General features: G+C 37.7%; 13 protein-coding genes and 1 rRNA gene. 8 read left to right on the top strand and 6 right to left on the bottom strand.

Going from position 1 to position 15844, the window contains the following annotated elements:
• Together rrf and CRS_RS17065 are read left to right on the top strand one after the other, a co-directional pair.
• Positions 1-95 (top strand): 5S ribosomal RNA (gene rrf / locus CRS_RS17070); the annotation flags it as partial.
• A 919-nt stretch (positions 96-1014) separates the two neighbouring features.
• The gene (locus CRS_RS17065) at positions 1015-1287 is read left to right on the top strand and encodes a hypothetical protein (RefSeq protein WP_142725218.1); all 273 of its coding nucleotides are present in this window, start codon (positions 1015-1017) and stop codon (positions 1285-1287) included.
• A 64-nt stretch (positions 1288-1351) separates the two neighbouring features.
• On the opposite strand, the gene CRS_RS17060 is transcribed toward CRS_RS17065, so the two are convergent.
• Positions 1352-2302: an isopenicillin N synthase family oxygenase gene (locus CRS_RS17060; RefSeq protein ID WP_142725217.1), complete on the bottom strand. Its 951-nt coding sequence runs from the start codon at positions 2300-2302 to the stop codon at positions 1352-1354.
• Positions 2303-2386: 84 nt separating this feature from the next.
• Between CRS_RS17060 and menD the strand changes: the two genes are divergently transcribed.
• A complete protein-coding gene (gene menD, locus CRS_RS17055; RefSeq protein ID WP_142725216.1) occupies positions 2387-4057 on the top strand; it encodes a 2-succinyl-5-enolpyruvyl-6-hydroxy-3-cyclohexene-1-carboxylic-acid synthase in 1671 nt (556 codons plus the stop codon).
• Position 4058: 1 nt separating this feature from the next.
• On the opposite strand, the gene CRS_RS17050 is transcribed toward menD, so the two are convergent.
• Both CRS_RS17050 and CRS_RS17045 read right to left on the bottom strand, forming a co-directional pair.
• Positions 4059-4685 carry an aminotransferase class IV gene (locus tag CRS_RS17050; RefSeq protein WP_142725215.1) on the bottom strand — a complete coding sequence of 209 codons (627 nt, stop codon included), beginning with the start codon at positions 4683-4685 and terminating at the stop codon, positions 4059-4061.
• On the bottom strand, positions 4669-5646 hold the full coding sequence (locus tag CRS_RS17045) for an aminodeoxychorismate synthase component I (protein WP_142725214.1): 978 nt from the start codon (positions 5644-5646) through the stop codon (positions 4669-4671). Before CRS_RS17045 ends, CRS_RS17050 begins: the two co-directional genes overlap by 17 nt.
• A 44-nt stretch (positions 5647-5690) precedes the next feature.
• Between CRS_RS17045 and CRS_RS17040 the strand changes: the two genes are divergently transcribed.
• The 4 genes from CRS_RS17040 to CRS_RS17025 all read left to right on the top strand — a co-directional run bounded on the left by CRS_RS17040 (position 5691) and on the right by CRS_RS17025 (position 8554).
• Positions 5691-6416, top strand: a complete 726-nt coding sequence (locus CRS_RS17040) for a hypothetical protein (RefSeq protein ID WP_228451284.1) — start codon at positions 5691-5693, stop codon at positions 6414-6416.
• A 72-nt stretch (positions 6417-6488) separates the two neighbouring features.
• A complete protein-coding gene (locus tag CRS_RS17035; RefSeq protein WP_142725213.1) occupies positions 6489-7214 on the top strand; it encodes a beta-carotene 15,15'-monooxygenase in 726 nt (241 codons plus the stop codon).
• A 13-nt stretch (positions 7215-7227) separates the two neighbouring features.
• On the top strand, positions 7228-8307 hold the full coding sequence (locus CRS_RS17030; RefSeq protein WP_142725212.1) for an AI-2E family transporter: 1080 nt from the start codon (positions 7228-7230) through the stop codon (positions 8305-8307).
• 19 nt (positions 8308-8326) lie between these two features.
• On the top strand, positions 8327-8554 hold the full coding sequence (locus CRS_RS17025; RefSeq protein WP_142725222.1) for a DUF3820 family protein: 228 nt from the start codon (positions 8327-8329) through the stop codon (positions 8552-8554).
• Between the two features lie 70 nt (positions 8555-8624).
• Here the strand turns inward: CRS_RS17025 and uvrB are convergent, their stop codons facing one another.
• Positions 8625-10616, bottom strand: coding sequence for an excinuclease ABC subunit UvrB (gene uvrB, locus CRS_RS17020; RefSeq protein ID WP_142725211.1), 1992 nt, complete (start codon positions 10614-10616; stop codon positions 8625-8627).
• A 207-nt stretch (positions 10617-10823) separates the two neighbouring features.
• Here uvrB and CRS_RS17015 point away from each other — a divergent pair, with 207 nt between their 5' ends.
• Entirely contained in the window at positions 10824-12041 is a 1218-nt protein-coding gene (locus tag CRS_RS17015) for a PQQ-dependent sugar dehydrogenase (protein ID WP_142725210.1), read from the top strand.
• A 41-nt stretch (positions 12042-12082) separates the two neighbouring features.
• Here CRS_RS17015 and CRS_RS17010 read toward each other — a convergent pair whose 3' ends face one another.
• On the bottom strand, positions 12083-14524 hold the full coding sequence (locus tag CRS_RS17010; protein WP_142725209.1) for a TonB-dependent siderophore receptor: 2442 nt from the start codon (positions 14522-14524) through the stop codon (positions 12083-12085).
• 162 nt (positions 14525-14686) lie between these two features.
• A complete protein-coding gene (locus CRS_RS17005; RefSeq protein WP_142725208.1) occupies positions 14687-15844 on the bottom strand; it encodes a pyridoxal phosphate-dependent aminotransferase in 1158 nt (385 codons plus the stop codon).

Below are 15844 nucleotides of genomic sequence, written 5' to 3'. Positions count from 1 at the left end.
GCGGTGGGGCTCACCTGTTCCCATTCCGAACACAGAAGTTAAGCCCACCAGCGCCGATGGTACTGCTAACGCGGGAGAGTAGGCCGCCGCCAGTTTTTATTTTATTTTTAAAAATCCTTTATCATGACGATAAAGGATTTTTTGTTTTATACCCATCCCGGTTTAAAGTAACAGAACTAATCAGCAATGAGTAATCAAATCAGTAATAAACGATGATTGATCAATGATAACAATACATCGATTACTGATCTTTCATCACTGATCAATCATCAATTATCAATTATCAATTATCATTCATCCCCTAGCCCCGATAGGAATGGTTACCCCGCAGCAGGAGGTGGAAGCACTGGGATTAGCTGGGAAAATAAACCCTGGCGCGAGGAGTAGGAATGGATAGCGGGAGAATGCTTCTGAAATTTTCGAAAGTTGGTGGACAACTATTTCCTTACCTGCAATGCATATAAATTATTCCCCTTTTTTAAGCGCATAAATCGCTTATCAGAAATAAAACCAGTTCCTTTACAGAAAAAATATCTGAATAGCTATAATCTACCTTATTTTGATTCAAAAAAAAGAAAACCGCCTCTATAATGAAGCGGTTTAATTTATGACATAAGGATTTCAATCTTACATATCACTATTGGTATCAGGGCATTTGAAATCATCGCTGCAAGTTGCGCAAACAATTACCCCGCTGCAATAATACATACAGAAATCTGCTGGAGGAAGGTTAACACCTCCGGAAATGTTTTTTAATTGGCCTTTTTGTAGTTTTTTTAAATTTTTCATATTGTTTTAATTAAAAATTTGTAGGTAAAGTAAAAATAGTTAAAATATTTTTAATTAAACAATAGTTTGTACTAAAAAATATTATTTAATTCAAATATTAACTGCACAGGCAGTGATGGCGTTGAATTTTATTTAAATATTTGATTATTAAAAGAATAAGCATTATTTTTAAAAGAGCGTTATCCGAAAAGCTTATAGAGTAGGAATACCAAAAAATCAAAAACTATGAAAAATCTTAAGAAACTTTCAAGAGAAAACAAGAAAAGTATCATTGCTGGGATTGATTTCCCTGCATATTGTTTTGAAGGGGGAGGGCCTGGAGAAGGGGGCTGTTCTGTAGGAGAAATCTGCTCCGGAGGAAAATGTGTCCCATACACTGGAAACCCTGGGGGAGGAGGAAATCCTGGTGGAGGTGGTGATTCCTATACCTGTATCTGTCCATGGGGAACCTTTACGCAACCCACTCCATGCCCGGAATTTTACTGTATAACAGGTTAGAAAAAGTAATGAATGTAACTGATAAAATAAGAACGGCTGCCTTTTTGAAGCAGCCGTTTTTCTTTTATTTCTTAATCAATCCCAATTCGATCAATCTCTCATGCAGGAATTCTCCGGCAGTAGTGTCTTCGTATAATTTTGGATTATTTTCATCTACACAGTTCTCAAGTGCATTTAAAGACATGGCACTGATTGGATGCATAAAGAAGGGAATTGAATATCTCGATGTACTCCACAATTCTCTTGGCGGGTTTACCACTCGGTGGATGGTAGATTTCAATTTGTTATTGGTATGTCTTGAAAGCATATCTCCAACATTGATCATCAGTTCATCGGGTTCTGCAATAGCGTCAATCCACTCTCCGTTATGATTCTGAACCTGAAGACCTTTACCCTGTGCACCCATTAAAAGAGTAATAAGGTTGATATCTCCATGAGCAGCTGCTCTTACCGCATCATCCGGTTCCTCTGTAATTGGAGGATAATGAATGGGTCTTAAAATAGAGTTTCCTTCAGCAATTTTATCATCAAAATAAAATTCATCTAATCCAAGGTGTAGTGCTAAAGCTCTTAGAACATACTGCCCTGTTTTTTCAAGCATCTGGAAGGCTTCTTTACCTACTTCGTTGAACTTAGGGAGTTCTTCAACGATTACATTGTCGGGATACTCGGCTCTGTACTTTGAATCATCAGACAGATACTGTCCGAAGTGCCAGAATTCTTTTAAGTCTCCTTTTTTGAAACCTTTTGCGGTTTCTTTACCGAATCCTACATACCCTCTCTGGCCGCCGATCCCAGGAATCTCATACTTTTGTTTGGTTTCCACTGGCTGGTCAAAAAAGTTTTTTACCTCTCCATACAAATCTTCTACTAGGTTGTCATCAAGAAAATGGCCTTTTAAGGCTACAAAACCAATTTCTTCATAAGCTTTTCCGATTTCATTTACAAATTTCTGTTTGCGTTCCGGGTTGTCCGAAAGGAAATCACGCAGGTCTACACTAGGTATTTTATCCATTTTTAGAAATTTACGAACAGCAAAATTACATTTTTTTTAAATTAAATGATTTTAAAATCATTATTTATAAGTTAAATTTGCTGTATGAAAAAATATTCTTCTAAGAGAAGTATCCAAATACTTGCACATCTTCTTCAGCAGTACGGAATTGCAGATATTGTAATTTCTCCGGGGTCAAGAAATGCTCCTTTGGCCATTCATTTTTCAGAGGTGGATAGTTTTAACTGTTACAGCATTGTAGACGAAAGAAGTGCTGCTTTTGTTGCAATGGGAATGGCAAAAAGTGAAAAAAAGCCGGTAGCGATTACCTGTACCAGCGGATCTGCTGTTGTTAATTATTATCCGGCGGTTACTGAAGCTTTTTATCAGAATATTCCACTGCTGATACTGACGGCAGACCGACCGACTGATTTCGTGGATATATTTGATGGGCAGACAATAAGGCAGAAGGATGTTTTTCATCAGCATTCCTATGGTGATTTCCAGCTTTTGGAAGACAGCAGGGAACATGCAGAGGATATTAATTTCGATACGATAAAAAAAGCCATCGAGCTTTGTTTTGAAAAGCAAGGTCCTGTACATATTAATATTCCATTGGAAGAACCTCTGTACGAACTTGTTTCAGAGCTTCCCACATTTCCCACTGTGGAAAAAACAATAAAACATAAAGACTATGAAATCCCATCCAATCTGATAGCAGAATGGCATACTTCCCAAAGAATCATGCTGCTGGTGGGAACGAGAGATTATAGCCCTGAGCTGGAAAATCAACTGACACAATTGGTAAAAAACCATTCTGTTGTGGTATTGAGTGAAGCTAACTCAAACCTGTATCATGAGAAGTTTTTCAGACACATAGACCGTTATATTTTCAATTTTACGGAAGAAGACTATAAAACATATGCTCCGGATCTGCTGATTACGGTAGGACAGAATGTGGTTTCCAAAAAAGTAAAGCAGTTTCTGAGAAGTGCCCGCCCGAAGCAGCACTGGCATCTGGATGAAGTATGGCAGCCGGATACTTATTTTTCGCTGACAGAAAAAATTGAAGTCAGACCTGAGGTTTTCTTTTCAAAACTGCTGAAATTTATCAATCTGGAGCCTAGACCCTATTTTAATCTTTGGGATGTTTTAAGGGATAAAAAAGATGCCAGACATGAACAGTTTTTAAATACGGTTGAGTTCTCTGATTTTTATTTTTTCAATAGAGCTTCACAGACCATTCCGGAGAATTATAATATTCATTTCAGTAACTCTTCAGGGATCAGATATGCACAGCTGTTTGATTTCGGGAAGAGAAAGATGTACTGTAACAGAGGAACCAGCGGAATTGATGGGTCAACCTCTACAGCGATGGGCTTTGCCATCAAAAATGAACATCCGACCTTACTCATAACGGGAGACCTGAGTTTCTTTTATGATATTAACGGACTTTGGAACCAATACATACCTCCATTTGTGAGAATCATGATCTTCAATAACGGAGAAGGAAATATCTTTAAAATCATTCCGGGGCCTGGAAATGCCAATCCCAATACACTGGATGAGTTTATTGCGACCAAGCACCGTAAAAATGCAGAATCACTGGCTAAGCATTTCGGATTCTCCTACATCAGGGTGGAAGATGAGCTTACGCTGGACAGAGTTTTGGAGAATTTCTTCAAACCTGATGCACAGCCCAAGATCCTTGAGGTAAATACTCACGGAAAAAACAGTGCGGATGTACTGAAGTCGTATTTTGAATTTATGAAATGATTTAAAGGTCAAGATATTCTTCGTTCCCTGGCAGATTGATTATTCTGTCGATGGGATATACAAACATATCATCAAAGTCATTCAATGCATTAATGATCTGGAAATGGGTAAATTGCTTTATATTCTGTAAAGTGATTTCCGTTTCTTTGATCTTTTTGTGTTTTAAAAGGTGTTGTCTCTGTACGCCGTTCAGGAGATAGGTAGAAGGCGTGAACCAGTCTTTTCCTTTTAAGAATAAAAGGTTGGAGAAAGAAGTATCAGTAATATGATTGTTTTTGACAATAATAATTTCTTCTGCCTTAGCTTTCATTTTCATTTTATCAAGTTCTTTACGGTCTTCGAACTTGAAAGAATAATCGAAGCTGTTGTTCTCTACCAGCTGGAAATCCTGAATTTCAGGGATCGCATAAGGAATCATCTGTGTTCTGATCTTTTTGTCAAGATCATAAGCAATTCTTAATTTGAAGAGGCCATCTTCATCATGCTGCAGATTTTTATAGATCTTGGCCAGATCAATAGAGTCTTCCTTCCCGAAATGAGAAAAAGTTTGGTTGACACGTTTCTGATGTAGATCCAATAGAAAAATCTCCTGATCTTCTACTTTAATGCTTTCAATGAATTGGGACATAGATTTTATTTTTCATTTCCTGATATTCGTCTTCTAATTTACTCATATGCGTTATACCGCCTCCGCTTTTGAAATAAAGTTGATCTCCCTCTTTTTCAATAAAGCGTATCATTACACAACTGTCAACATTCTGGCCGTCAAACCAGCCGCAAACTCCAGTGTAATATCCTCTTTTATATCCTTCTGCCTCCAGAATTATTTCCAGTGTTTTAGGCTTCGGAGCGCCTAAAATAGAGCCTGCAGGAAGCAGTTTTTGCATTATACTTCCTATCTTTCCGTTATACTCAGCCTTGATCATTCCTGAAATTTCGGAACTCATTGCATACAGATCCTTTTGCTGTGTTTTGATAAAGTCAATTTGCTGAAAATGATCTACCTTTACATTATCTGCCACCATGCTCAGATCATTCCGCAGCAGATCTACTACAGTGTAATGTTCTGCTTTTTCCTTTTTATCATTCTTAAGGATTTCTGCCGCATTTTCAATAGAAGCATCAATAGTACCTTTCATGGGATACGTCAAAATTTTACCCTCAATGATCTTTACAAAAGTTTCCGGAGAAAAAAATACAAAAAAATCTTTATAAAATACTTTATACTTCGCATTTGAGTGATAAAAAATTTCTTCTAGGCTTAGATTAGTCTCTATTTTGGTTTTTCGGGTATAATTTACCAAATAAGAGTTTCCTAAACGAATATTTTCCTGAACTTTATCAAATCCGACCTTAAAGCTTTCCTGTGTCTCCGGAAATGATTTCCAGACTACTTTTTTATTTAAATCGTGTGATGTTTTTAAATTTGAAAATGATTGAAAATCAACCAATAAGCCTGATTTTTCAATTTCATATTCCGGATAAATTTCAACGTTCTCTGAAAGAAAGTCTATCACGAAGAAATAGGGAACTTTCTGAAGGGAAAGCTCGTCCATTTCCATAAATTTTTGATGATTCACTGAAAACATTCTGCAAAAATACTTATTGATGTTTACTTTTGTATAAATTTTTTATGATGCAGAACAAATATCCTCAGAAACCGGGAATAGATTTTATATTGAAGCAGGCTTTTTTTTATTGGAATAAAACTCTGGTTTTTCAGTTGATGTTTTCAATTTTTTATTTTGGAATTTTCCTTACGGTAGTTTTTGCGGCCGATCTGAAATATAATATTATACAGCAATACATGGAGACCGGCAAATATATTAAAGATGGAATGGAAGCTTATGCATTGCAGTATACCAAAATGGCTTCAACACCTGATTTTCAAAAATTTTCTCTGATGATTGTGGGAACTATGATCTTTCTGTACCCTCTGAATATTGGGTTTTACCAGATTTTCAGAAAGATTGATCTTAAGGAAAAGCTGGAATTAGGAGATTTACTGGTTGGATACAATGGGCTTAATTTTTTTAAATACATCGGGTATTATATTTTTTGGTTCTTTGTGTATGTGAATACAGCTCAGACTATTATTCTTGGAATTCTTTGGGTGCTTGCCACTTTATTTGTCGCCCCTTTAATGTTTTTTGCCAATAAAAGGATTTTTGAAGCTATTTCACTTACTTTTAAAGCCCTCAGAATGTATTTCCTGGAAATACTGGTTTGTGCAATTGTTGCTCTGCTGTTTAAATATCTGGGGTTCATGCTGTTTTTCATTGGTGGACTTTTCACATTTCCTTTCTGGAACGCGATGATTTATTCACTTTATAAAACCGTTTTTTCTGAGAAAAACTAAAATTCATTTAGGTTTAATGTGTTTTTTTACTAAAAAAAACTAATTTTGGTAAAATCATTAAATATTTAAACTATGTCTGAATTTAACGAATTTGATCAGCAGGGCTCTGTTCCTAACAGAGATACGGGATCGATTATTTCTCATGCTTTTGAAATGTATAAAGGCGTTTTTGGTTACGGGATCGTGGCGATGATCATTTATCTGCTCGGCGGATCTCTTATTCAAATGCTTACCGGATTTGATTCTGCTGCGGTGGTTGAAGATATAAAATCTTCAGGAAATTTCAATTTATGGAGTACGCCGGGACTTCCTGTTTATATGGGAGCTTCCAGCCTTTTTAATATTTTATTGTCTCCTTTGTATGTAGGACTGATTTATATGGTGAACAAATACAACACCAAGAACCCGATAGAGTTTTCCGATCTTTTCATCGGTTACCGCCAGAATTTTGTCAATATATTGATTTACAGCCTTCTTTCATGGCTTATAACCTCTTTTTCTCTTGCACTTTGTATCCTTCCCATCATTTTTGTATACCCTTTTCTTTTAATAGGATATCCAATCCTTTTATTTGAAAATGCTTCGGCTACGGATGCTTTGTCAAAGTCTTTCAATATTGCAAAAGAGAATTATGGAACTTTCCTGTTAACAGGATTTTTAGGATTTCTGATTTCTATTGCCGGAGTTATTCTTTGTGGAATAGGTGTGATCCTTACAGCCCCATTTATTATGATTGTAATGTACTCAACGTATTGCGCTTTCCTGGGAAAACCAAGACAGATTATGTACAGTAAGTAAAAATATTAAATTCATGATGAATAAGGACAAACAAATAAGCAGTATTGCGATAAAGCAGGTATCGTTACTGGCCATCATTCTGGTATTGGCAGGACTGATCTGTTTTAACCTGGCATTGTTTATTCCATCGGTTCTTGGGGCGATTACCATTTATGTAGTCTGCAGAAAGTATAATTTTTACCTGCAGGAAGAAAAAAAATGGAAACCGTCACTGGCTGCCTTCGCATTAATGTTTGCGAGTCTTATTGTCCTCATTCTTCCCATCTATTTTATTGCTGATCTGATTATCGATAAACTTGGGAATGCGCAGGCTTATATGGCTAAATTCAATGTTTTTCTGGATAAAATACATTCTTATATTTTTTCTAAAACAGGATTTGATATTCTGAGTAAAGAAAATATGACCAAACTGAAGGACTCCGTAGGAAAGGTTTCTACTTCCGCACTCAGTGGGACGTTTAATACTCTTACTGTAATAATGTCCATGTATTTTATTCTCTACTTTATGTTGGAAAAACCCCGGTTATTCGAAAGGATTTTAAGTAATTCAGCCCCCTTGAAAAGGGCGAACATTTCTTTGATCGGCGACAAAATGAGGAAGCTGATCATGGCCAATGCTATAGGAATTCCTGTAGTAGCAGTAGGACAGGGCATTGTTTCCCTGATAGGATATATAATCTTTGGCGCTCCGGGGCCGGTATTACTCTTTGCCCTGACAGCCGCATCTTCAGTAATCCCTGTTGTAGGAACGGCCATTGTCTATGTTCCGGTATGCATCTTTATGATTGCCGAAGGAAATACAGGCCCGGGACTTGGATTAGCAGCATACTGTGTGGTGGTGGTAGGTCTGACGGATAATCTTCTTCGTTTTACACTTTTAAAGAAGCTGGAAAATATTCATCCGCTGAATACCGTTTTCGGGATTATTATGGGGATGAATCTATTTGGCTTTATGGGGCTTATTTTCGGGCCTATTCTGATCTCGTTGACCCTTCTTCTCATTCAGGTGTACAGAAATGAGTTTTCGGATGAGGATATGCCTCCGGACCTTGAATTACCCAATCAGAATGATCTTGGAGAAAAATTAATTTAATTATATAAAGGTGGAAGGAATAAATCCCGAAATATTAAAAGAAATATGTGTTGTCAAAATGCCTTTCGGTAAGTATGAAGGAACAGTTCTTGTAGATCTTCCGATCAGCTATCTGGAATGGTTCAACAGAAGCGGAATGCCCAAAGGAAAACTGGGAATGCAACTTTCAACAGTTTATGAGATCAAATTAAATGGTCTGATGGATCTTTTGACTCCTATAAGGGCTGCTGTGAGAAATGGATTATAAAATTTAAAGTATATCAGATTGGTATACAGATTCGGCGGCATCGAAGATGCCGCCGAATCTATTATCTGTGTTAAGCTTTCAAAGCCTCAATTTCATCTCTCAGTTTAGCCGCCTTAATAAAATCGAGATTTTTTGCCGCTGCTTCCATTTCTTTTTGCTTCTGGGCAATCATTTTCTCTATATCCTCACTGGCATAGCTGGCTTTTGTTTCAGCTACTTTTTGGAGAATTTCTTTTTGGGTATATTTCTCATCAGGGAAATCTTTACTTCTTCCGACAAGATTTTCAGATATTTTTTTATTCAAAGCTTTTGGCTGAAGGCCATTGTCTTCGTTGTATTTCATTTGTTTTGCCCTGCGGTATTCTGTTTCATCAAGAGTAGCCTGCATAGATTTAGTGATTTTATCTGCATACATGATGGCCTTTCCATTTACATTCCTTGCAGCACGCCCAACAGTTTGAATCATTGATCTTCTGCTTCTCAGCATTCCTTCTTTATCAGCATCCAGAATAGCAACCAAAGAAACTTCAGGTAAATCTAACCCCTCTCTTAAGAGGTTGACCCCGATAAGTACATCAAAAAGTCCTAAACGGAGGTCCTGCATGATCTGTATCCGTTCGAGGGTTTCAACGTCAGAGTGAATATACCTTGTCCGGATTCCAAATTTGGTGAAGTATTTGGTAAGCTCTTCTGCCATTTTCTTTGTTAATGTAGTTACCAGTACTCTTTCATCAGCATCAGCTCTTTTCTGAATCTCTTCCATCAGGTCATCAATCTGATTTAGAGTAGGTCTTACTTCAATAATAGGGTCAAGAAGCCCTGTCGGACGGATGATCTGTTCTATATAAGCGCCTCCGGTTTTTTCCAGTTCATAATCTGCAGGGGTTGCAGAAACGTAGATTACCTGGTTTTGCATGGCTTCAAATTCTTCAAACTTTAAAGGTCTGTTATCCATCGCAGCCGGAAGTCTGAATCCAAATTCCACCAGTGATTCTTTGCGGCTTCGGTCACCACCATACATAGCATGAACCTGTGGAACGGTTACGTGGCTTTCATCAATCACCATCAGGAAATCTTTAGGAAAATAATCTATCAGGCAGAAAGGTCTTGTTCCTGGCAGACGTCCATCCAGGTATCTCGAATAGTTTTCAATTCCGGAACAGTAGCCAAGCTCTTTAATCATCTCGAGATCCAGCTCAGTTCTTTCCTGAAGCCTTTTGGCTTCCAAAGGTTTTTCGATAGAATTAAAGAAGTCAACCTGCTTTACCATATCATCCTGAATCTCTCTGATAGCACCGTTCAAGGTTTCTTTGGAGGTCACGAAAAGATTGGCCGGGTAAATCTGGATCTGGTCAAAATTAGACTCCACATTTCCGGTAACGGGATCAAAGCTTTGAATCTTTTCAATTTCATCTCCAAAAAACTGAATTCTGATTGCATTGTCTGCATAGGCAGGAAAGACATCAATTACATCTCCTTTTACACGGAAGGTTCCTCTTTGGAATTCATTTAATGTTCGGGCATATAAGGCATTAACCAGTGAATGAAGAAGTGCTGTTCTCGTTACTTTCTCACCAATAGCTATTGAAATTAATGACTTATGAAACTCTGTAGGGTTTCCGATACCATAAATACAGGAAACAGATGCCACGATCAAAACATCCCTTCTTCCGGAAAGAAGACTCGCCGTAGCAGAAAGACGCAATTTTTCAACCTCTTCATTAATGCTCAGATCTTTTTCAATATACGTTCCGGTGGTAGCAATATATGCTTCAGGCTGGTAATAATCATAATAACTCACAAAGTATTCTACCGCATTTTCCGGAAAGAATTCTTTAAACTCCATGAAGAGCTGTGCTGCCAGTGTTTTGTTATGTGCCAGAACTAATGTCGGACGTTGTACATTTTGTATAACATTCGCAACAGTAAAGGTTTTTCCGGAACCTGTTACTCCCAGAAGCGTCTGATATTTCTCACCGATCTCTATTCCTTCAGTAAGTTTTTCAATAGCCTGAGGCTGGTCTCCGGTAGGTTTATATTCTGATTGAAGTTTAAAATCCATACAACAAAAATACGAAAGAAATCATAAGGCTGTATAATGTTTTGAAGGTGAATATTTTGATGATAGAATTTTAACAAATTGAGTTGTATTTAGAAAGTTTTACATTTCTTGCTGTATGCATTTTTTATGTATTTTAAAGAATACTGTTTTTAGAGATTTGTATGGCACTATTTTTCCATTCATTGTATCATCACCTAATATAACATTATGAAAATCAATCAATTTTATGTCCCGGCAATAAGCCTTTTTCTTATTTTATCTTCATGTAAGGAAAATCATGCAAATGCCCAGAAAACCGGAAATGATGGCAGTGTAGAGACAGAAAATCCTAATTCTGACTATAAGCCGGCATTTCAGGGACAGACAAGAATTAAGGCTGTAAAGACAACAACAACATATAACGTAGAAGTCTTGAATAAAGATCTGGGAAGACCCTGGGGAATTATCAATTTACCTGACGGAAGGTTTCTCATTACTGACAAGAATGGGCATATGAACGTTGTGTCAACAGATGGAAAGCAGGTTTCAAAAATAGAAGGATTTCCAAAGGTAGATTCAAAAGGACAGGGAGGAATGCTGGACGTTGCCCTGGATCCGGATTTTAAAACCAATAATATAATTTACTTCAGTTTTTCAGAACCATTTGGAAAAGGAAACTTAACTTCTGTAGCAAAAGGAAAGCTGTCTGCGGATCTTAAAAATATTGCAGAGGTAAAAGTTATTTTCCGGGCGGAACCTTCATATGACGGAGATAAACATTACGGAAGCCGTCTTGCTTTTGATAAAGAAGGGTATTTGTTTGTCAGTACAGGAGAAAGATCAGATAAAGTGACCCGTGTATACGCTCAGAAAACGGATAATTATCTGGGAAAAATTTTAAAGATTACTACAGAAGGCAAACCTGCACCAGGAAATCCTTTTATTGGAAAGCAGGGGTACAAACCGGAAATCTACGCATATGGCCTCAGAAATCCTCAGGGTATGGCTATAGATCCCAATGAAAACCTTTGGGATGTGGAAATGGGACCAAGAGGAGGGGATGAGATCAATCTGATCCAGCCTGGGAAAAATTACGGCTGGGGAGATGTGACGTATGGAATAGAATATTCCGGAGATAAAGTAGGGCAGGGAATTACACAGAGAGAAGGAACTGAACAGCCTGTCTATTATTGGGATCCTGTAATTTCACCAAGTGGAATTACTTTTTATACCGGAAATATTGATGAATGGAAAGGAAATCTGATTATTGGATGCTTAAGCGGAGAACATATCGACAGAATTGTGATGAAAGATAACAGGGTAGTAGGAGAAGAGCGTCTGCTTGAGGATCAGAAGGAACGTTTCCGTGATGTACTGAGCGGGATGGATGGAAATTTGTATGCGGTAACGGACAGTGGTAAGCTTTACAAAATTTCAAAAAAATAAAATAAAAACTCCTGAAAATTCTCAGGAGTTTTTATTTTTTATTAAAATTTAAAGTTAAGTCTGGCAAAAACCTGTCTTCCGGCAAATCCCATCTGTACAGGATCAAAAATACCTCCGGATTCCGTATTTCCGTTAGTCACCTGTGCAGATGACTGTAAAGTTGGGTACCTGTTGAATAGATTTTTGCTTCCCAAAGTCAGATTAATATTTTTAGAAAATTCACACCCGAAAGACAGATCTGTTGTTACCTTTGGGTTATATACCTGCTCTGTGCCGTCATACCCAATTAGGGTTACTTTATCAAATCTGACCATTTGCAGATTCATATTGAATTTGTTGATCTTATAGTTAAGATTTAAATTAACTTTTGTTTTCGGAGCAGAAGCAAGAATAAATGCTTTTTCTCTTGCACTCAGGTAAGTATCTTCTTTCCCTGCCAGCTGTTCTGAGGTATTGACTTTTGTGATTTGCATATCATTATAGTTTCCGGCTAATGTAGCAGTCAGTTTTCCGGATCCTATATTTTCATTATAGCTTAAAATAAGATCGACTCCTTTTGTTTTGGTATCGATTGCATTGGAAAAGAATTGTACCTGGTCAATAAATGGATTCTCTTCTTGAACTTTTTCTGGTAAGTCTGCTTGTGCAAAATATCCGGTCAAAACGATTCTGTCTTTCACACGGATGTAATAACCATCTACGGTGGCTGTGAATTTTCCAGTATTGAAGGTAAACCCGGCACTACCGTTCACTGAGGTTTCCTGCTTCAGTTGAGGAATTCCCAGGCTGCTTGCGATGTTACTGTCATTAGAAGCGAGCTGAATAGTGACCAGTTTACCGCCCTGGAAGTTGGTAAATTGCTGACTGTAATATTTCTGTGCCAGAGAAGGTGCTCTGAATCCGGTAGATATGGAACCACGGAAAGCGAACTGTGGCGTGATCGCATATCTTGTCGCAAATTTTCCATTTAAGGTACTTCCAAAATCATTATAATTTTCAAATCTTCCGGCAACACTTATCATCCAGTTTTTAGTCACATCCAGTTCCGTATCTATGTAGGCTGCAAAATTATTTCTGCTTTTGCCAATATCGGTAGAGTATCCCGGGAAACCCTGAGAGCCACCGGGTCTTACATTGCCGCTTAAAGGATTGGTAACAAGTAAGCTTTCAGGAGTATCCGGTGTGGCAGGATTGCCGTTTTTATCGTATATGGTGTAAGACGCCTCTTCTCCCTTGATAATATCAAATTTTTCATATCTGAATTCTGATCCGAAAGCAACGTTAAGCCCTTCCAGTACTTTGAACTGCTTTACAGCATTGAAACCTGTGGTATTCTGCAGCAGGGAATGTCCTCCTGCATTAAAGCTTGTCGGTGATTTGACTCCCAGAGTTGCATTGATCGTATTATCAATCTGATAAGTAAATCTGTTGTTGCCAAAAGCATTATAGAAATCTACATCCCACCCGGCAACCTTGAATTTTAAACCATTATCAAAGGTGAAATCTGAAATACTGGTATTTTCAACCGGGTTAAATCCTGTAGGGTAAACTTCAGGAATATTACCGTCTGCATCCGCTGTTCTGGTCCATGCATAGGCTTTGGTATTTCTGTGTGAAAAGCCCTGGCGGGAATAAAATTTTAGGCCATCAGATAATGGAAGCTCAATATTTCCGAAAAAGTATATGTTTTGGGCTTTCGCGTCTCCAAAACGCTGTCTTGGTGCTGGTGACGGATCATTGTAAATAGCAGGATTGGCATTTCGTATGGCGTAATCTTTGTTGATAAATTCTACCGTAAAGTTTCCAAATCCGCCTTTTGATCCTATTTTAGTTCCCAAATTTCCATTGAAATCAAAGGTGGTTCCGTCTATTTTGTGATCTGATACAACGTCATTATTACCTGGACTTTTGAAAAGATTCATACCTGTGAAAAGATTTCCTTCAAAACCATTATTTCTGTCATTCAAAATAACATTAATTACTCCTGCAATAGCATCAGAACCATATTGGGCGGACGCTCCGTCCCGAAGGACCTCTACTCTTTTTATCGCACCAATGGGTATGGTATTCATATCATATCCGGTATTTCCTCTTCCTTTGGTTCCGAAAAGGTTGATCAGTGAAGACTGATGATATCTTTTTCCATTAAGCAAAAGTAAGGTTTGATCTGGCCCTAGACCTCTTAAAGTAGCCGGATCTACGGCATCAGCACCATCAGATCCTGACTGTTTATTGGAATTGAAAGAGGGTGCTGAAAACTGTAACAGCTGGTTGACTTCTACCTGCCCTGTAGACTGACTTACCTGTTTGATATCGATAATATCAATAGGTACCGGGGTGTTGACAACTGTTCTTTTTTTGTTCCGGCTACCGGTGATGGCGACTTCGTCTATCTTTGATTCTTTTAAGGTATCCTTTATTTGCTGGGCATACGAGAAAGCAGAGACTCCAAGGAAAATAATGCTGATGTATTTTATTTTCATATTGATGGTTTTGAGTGATGATTCGATCAAAATTATCAATATTTATTTTTAAATCAATATTAAAATTTGATATTTAGTATAAAAATCTCATTATTGTAATGGTTTGTGTTAATTTCGGAAAAATAATAACATTTTTCTTTCATTTAATGAAAAATTTTAATGTTAAAAGCTTGTGATGATTCTCTTAATTCCTTCTTCTACAATTTCCTTTGAAGTTGAAAAGCAGATTCTGATATGTCCTTCCGCTCCCTTTCCGAACCATCTTTCTGATCCGGGAACAACAGCAACTTTTCCTTCTTTCAGTACGTGCTGGGCAAATTCATCGCTGGTCATTCCATTGTTAATTTTGGGAAATGCTACAAAAGTAGCTTCAGGCAGATTGGGGGTCAGAACTTCTGAACGGCTCAGTAGTTGATAAACAAGATCCCTGTTGCTCTGTAAATGTGCTAAAAACTCTCTGTACCAAGGCTTTGCTTTTTGTAATGCTACACTTGCAGCAATCTGGGATAAAGTAGAAACACCTTCTATTGTTGAATTGAAATGGGATCTTTCAGTAAAATCTTCGAGAATATCCTGATCATGACATAGTACAGCCCCAATTCTCAGGCCGGCAATTCCGAATGATTTCGAGAATCCATAGACTGTAAAACTTTTTTTCTTTGCCTTTTCTGAAACGGAAGAGTAAGTATGAAAACCTCTATGATCATAAATAATATCGCTCCAGATTTCATCACTCATGACCCAAAGATCATGATCAGAAGCAATCTCAGCTATTTTTATCAGTATTTCTTTAGCATAAACCTTTCCGAGAGGATTGTGCGGATTGCATATGCTGATAAGTCTGGTTTTGGAATTGATTAAAGAAACCATTTTTTCAAAATCAATGTCTCCTGTCTCTTTATCAACAGGGCAAAGCTTTACTTTTCCGCCGGCTGTTTCAACTGATTTTTTGAAGAGAAAATCTACAGGATCCAGAATAATAGCTTCATCTCCGGGATGAAGAACGTATGAGGCTATCAGGAACATTCCCTGGGCCGCACTGTTGACAGCCAGTACATTTTCAGGAGAAAAGCTTCCCTGTTTTTCCTTATTAAAGTGGTCTGAAACACTTTTCTTAAATTCCGGAAGTCCGGAAAATGGTCCGTAGCTCAGGTAACCGTCTTTCAGGTAATCAATTATTCCCTGTTCTATTTCGGGGGCTGTCCTGAAGTCCGGATCAGCGGCGGTAAGAGGAATGATTCCATCTTCCAGGGTGGCCCACCTTCCATTGTAGGCCTTTCTTTTCAGAGCTTCAAAGTTGATATCGTTATTGGTAAACAT

Source organism: Chryseobacterium sp. ON_d1 (genome assembly GCF_006829085.1).
GTDB lineage: Bacteria > Bacteroidota > Bacteroidia > Flavobacteriales > Weeksellaceae > Chryseobacterium.
Note: the sequence above shows the minus strand (reverse complement) of the source record. Positions and strands in the feature narration are given on the sequence as shown.

Excerpts from the sequence above, each read along its gene's own strand:
- CRS_RS17060 (WP_142725217.1), bottom strand. The coding sequence starts at position 2,302 with ATGGATAAAATACCTAGTGTAGACCTGCGTGATTTCCTTTCGGACAAC.
- CRS_RS17050 (WP_142725215.1), bottom strand. The coding sequence starts at position 4,685 with ATGTCCCAATTCATTGAAAGCATTAAAGTAGAAGATCAGGAGATTTTT.
- CRS_RS17015 (WP_142725210.1), top strand. The coding sequence starts at position 10,824 with ATGAAAATCAATCAATTTTATGTCCCGGCAATAAGCCTTTTTCTTATT.
- CRS_RS17045 (WP_142725214.1), bottom strand. The coding sequence starts at position 5,646 with ATGTTTTCAGTGAATCATCAAAAATTTATGGAAATGGACGAGCTTTCC.
- uvrB (WP_142725211.1), bottom strand. The coding sequence starts at position 10,616 with ATGGATTTTAAACTTCAATCAGAATATAAACCTACCGGAGACCAGCCT.
- CRS_RS17010 (WP_142725209.1), bottom strand. The coding sequence starts at position 14,524 with ATGAAAATAAAATACATCAGCATTATTTTCCTTGGAGTCTCTGCTTTC.
- CRS_RS17065 (WP_142725218.1), top strand. The coding sequence starts at position 1,015 with ATGAAAAATCTTAAGAAACTTTCAAGAGAAAACAAGAAAAGTATCATT.
- menD (WP_142725216.1), top strand. The coding sequence starts at position 2,387 with ATGAAAAAATATTCTTCTAAGAGAAGTATCCAAATACTTGCACATCTT.
- CRS_RS17040 (WP_228451284.1), top strand. The coding sequence starts at position 5,691 with ATGATGCAGAACAAATATCCTCAGAAACCGGGAATAGATTTTATATTG.
- CRS_RS17030 (WP_142725212.1), top strand. The coding sequence starts at position 7,228 with ATGATGAATAAGGACAAACAAATAAGCAGTATTGCGATAAAGCAGGTA.
- CRS_RS17005 (WP_142725208.1), bottom strand. The coding sequence starts at position 15,844 with ATGTTTACCAATAACGATATCAACTTTGAAGCTCTGAAAAGAAAGGCC.
- CRS_RS17035 (WP_142725213.1), top strand. The coding sequence starts at position 6,489 with ATGTCTGAATTTAACGAATTTGATCAGCAGGGCTCTGTTCCTAACAGA.